Here is a 3,095-nt window from a genome sequence, read left to right on the forward strand (position 1 = left end):
TGATTTACGGTGAGATGTGTCATAGTTGAGTGCGTTGGTGAGTGTTGGTATTGTGGTGTTTTTGGTTCTATTGTGGAGCGGAAGTCGACATACGTGATGCTCAGGGGGTCCGTGGGCTCGGGGCACGCAACTGGCCACCGAGCTGGGCCTGGTCGAGGGCGCGCGCCTGCGTGGCGCGGCGTCCGGCCCGCAGCGCCGCACGCGGGTGCTGATCCTCGGGGTCAACGGCTTCATCGGCAACCACCTGTCCGAACGCCTGCTGCGCGACGGTCGCTACGAGGTCCACGGCATGGACATCGGCTCCGACGCCATCGAACGGCTCAAGGCCGACCCGCATTTCCACTTCGTCGAAGGCGACATCGGCATCCATTCGGAGTGGCTCGAATACCATGTGAAGAAATGCGACGTGGTCCTGCCGCTGGTGGCCATCGCCACGCCCATCGAGTACACGCGCAACCCGCTGCGGGTGTTCGAACTGGACTTCGAGGAAAACCTGCGGATCGTCCGCTACTGCGTGAAATACGGCAAACGCGTGGTGTTCCCTTCCACCTCCGAGGTCTACGGCATGTGCCAGGACCCGGACTTCGACGAAGACCGCTCGAACCTGGTGGTCGGGCCGATCAACAAGCAGCGCTGGATCTACTCGGTGTCCAAGCAGTTGCTCGACCGGGTGATCTGGGCCTATGGCCAGCAGGGCCTGCGCTTCACCCTGTTCCGTCCGTTCAACTGGATGGGCCCGCGCCTGGACCGCCTGGATTCGGCGCGGATCGGCAGCTCGCGGGCGATCACCCAGCTCATCCTGCACCTGGTCGAAGGCACGCCGATCCGCCTGGTCGACGGCGGCGCGCAGAAGCGCTGCTTCACCGACGTCGACGACGGCATCGAGGCCCTCGCGCGGATCATCGACAACCGCGACGGCCGCTGCGACGGGCAGATCGTCAACATCGGCAACCCGGACAACGAGGCGAGCATCCGCCAGCTCGGCGAGGAACTGCTGCGCCAGTTCGAGGCCCACCCGCTGCGCGCGCAGTTCCCGCCCTTCGCCGGCTTCCGCGAGGTGGAGAGCCGCAGCTTCTACGGCGACGGCTACCAGGACGTGGCCCACCGCAAGCCGAGCATCGACAACGCCCGGCGCCTGCTCGACTGGCAGCCCACCATCGAACTGCGCGAGACCATCGGCAAGACCCTCGACTTCTTCCTCCACGAAGCGCTCCGCGAGCGCGAGGCACAGGCGTGATCCAGGCCGGCCTGCGCATCGACGTCGACACCTTCCGCGGCACCCGCGACGGGGTGCCGCGGCTGCTCGAGCTGCTCGACGAAGCCGGGCTGAAGGCGACCTTCTTCTTCAGCGTCGGCCCGGACAACATGGGCCGCCACCTCTGGCGCCTGGCGCGCCCGGCGTTCTTCTGGAAGATGCTCCGCTCGCGCGCCGCCAGCCTGTATGGCTGGGACATCCTGCTGGCCGGCACCGCCTGGCCGGGCAAGCCGATCGGCCGCGAACTCGGCCCGCTGATGCGGCGGACCCAGGCCGCCGGCCACGAGGTCGGCCTGCACGCCTGGGACCACCATGCCTGGCAGACCCACGCCGGCGTCTGGAGCGTGCAGCAGCTCGGCGAGCAGATCCGCCGCGGCAGCGATTGCCTGGCGGACATCCTCGGCCAGCCGGTGCGTTGTTCCGCCGCCGCCGGCTGGCGCGCCGATGGCCGGGTGGTCGAGGCCAAGCAGCCCTTCGGCTTCCGCTACAACAGCGACTGCCGCGGACGCGGCGCGTTCCGCCCGCGCCTGGCCGACGGCAGCCCCGGCATCCCGCAGGTGCCGGTGAACCTGCCGACCTTCGACGAGGTGGTCGGTCCCGGCCTGCCGCGCGAGGCCTACAACGACTTCATCCTGGAACGCTTCGCCGCTGGCCGCGACAACGTCTACACCATCCACGCCGAGGTCGAGGGGCTGCTCCTCGCCCCGGCGTTCCGCGAACTGCTGCGGCGCGCCGAACGGCGTGGCATCCGCTTCCGCCCGTTGGGCGAACTGCTGCCGGACGATCCGCGCAGCCTGCCGCTGGCCGAACTGGTGCGCGGCCGCCTGGCCGGCCGCGAGGGCTGGCTGGGAGTGCGCCAGCCATGAGCCGCCGCCAGACCTGTTCGCTGCTGCTGATCGCCTTCGGCCTGTTCTACCTGGTTCCATTGAGCAACCATGGCCTGTGGATTCCCGACGAGACCCGCTACGCGCAGATCAGCCAGGCGATGCTGCTGGGCGGCGACTGGGTGTCGCCGCACTTCCTCGGCCTGCGCTACTTCGAGAAGCCGGTCGCCGGCTACTGGATGATCGCCCTCGGCCAGGCGGTCTTCGGCGAAAACCTGTTCGGCGTGCGCATCGCCTCGGTCGTCGCCACCGCCCTCAGCGTCCTGCTCGCCTACCTGCTGGCCCGCCGCCTGTGGCGCGACCCGCGCACCAGCCTGGCGTGCGCGCTGCTCTACGCCAGCTTCGGCTTGATCGCCGGGCAGTCCGGCTATGCCAACCTCGACCCGCAATTCACCTTCTGGGTCAACCTGAGCCTGGTGGCGCTGTGGTACGCCCTCGACGCGGGGAGCCGCCGCGCGCGCCTGCTCGGCTGGATCCTGCTCGGCCTCGCCTGCGGCATGGGCTTCCTGACCAAGGGCTTCCTCGCCTGGCTGCTGCCGGTGCTGGTCGCCCTGCCCTACATGCTCTGGCAGCGGCGCTGGCGCGAGCTGCTTGGCTACGGCGCGCTGGCGGTGCTGGCGGCGCTGCTCGTCTGCCTGCCCTGGGCGCTCGCCGTGCATGCGCGGGAAGCGGACTACTGGCGGTTCTTCTTCTGGCACGAACACATCCGCCGCTTCGCCGGCGAAGACGCCCAGCACTCTCGCCCGTGGTGGTTCTACCTGCCGTTGCTGGTGGTCGCCTGCCTGCCCTGGAGCGGCCTGCTGCCGAGCGCTCTGCGCCAGGCCTGGCACGAGCGGCGCCAGGCGCCGGTGGTCTTCCTGGCGCTATGGCTGCTGTTGCCGCTGGCGTTCTTCAGCCTGAGCCGGGGCAAGCTGCCGACCTACATCATGCCCTGCCTGCTGCCGCTGGCACTGCTC

The 3,095-nt window shown here is 69.2% G+C and carries 2 protein-coding genes and 1 pseudogene; all 3 read left to right on the plus strand.

Going from position 1 to position 3,095, the window contains the following annotated elements:
* Positions 1-106 precede the first annotated feature (106 nt).
* Positions 107-1,237 (plus strand): annotated as a pseudogene (locus tag FFS27_RS31000) (bifunctional UDP-4-keto-pentose/UDP-xylose synthase); the annotation flags it as partial.
* Positions 1,234-2,121, plus strand: a complete 888-nt coding sequence (gene arnD, locus FFS27_RS31005) for a 4-deoxy-4-formamido-L-arabinose-phosphoundecaprenol deformylase (RefSeq protein ID WP_003112878.1) — start codon at positions 1,234-1,236, stop codon at positions 2,119-2,121. The pseudogene FFS27_RS31000 and the gene arnD, both read left to right, overlap by 4 nt.
* Positions 2,118-3,095 (plus strand): phospholipid carrier-dependent glycosyltransferase (locus FFS27_RS31010; RefSeq protein ID WP_137952463.1); only part of this gene is annotated, 978 nt, incomplete at its 3' end. The genes arnD and FFS27_RS31010, both read left to right, overlap by 4 nt.

Origin of the sequence: Pseudomonas sp. 2VD (assembly GCF_005503585.1) — a bacterium.
In the GTDB taxonomy this organism is placed as follows: Bacteria; Pseudomonadota; Gammaproteobacteria; order Pseudomonadales; family Pseudomonadaceae; genus Pseudomonas; species Pseudomonas aeruginosa.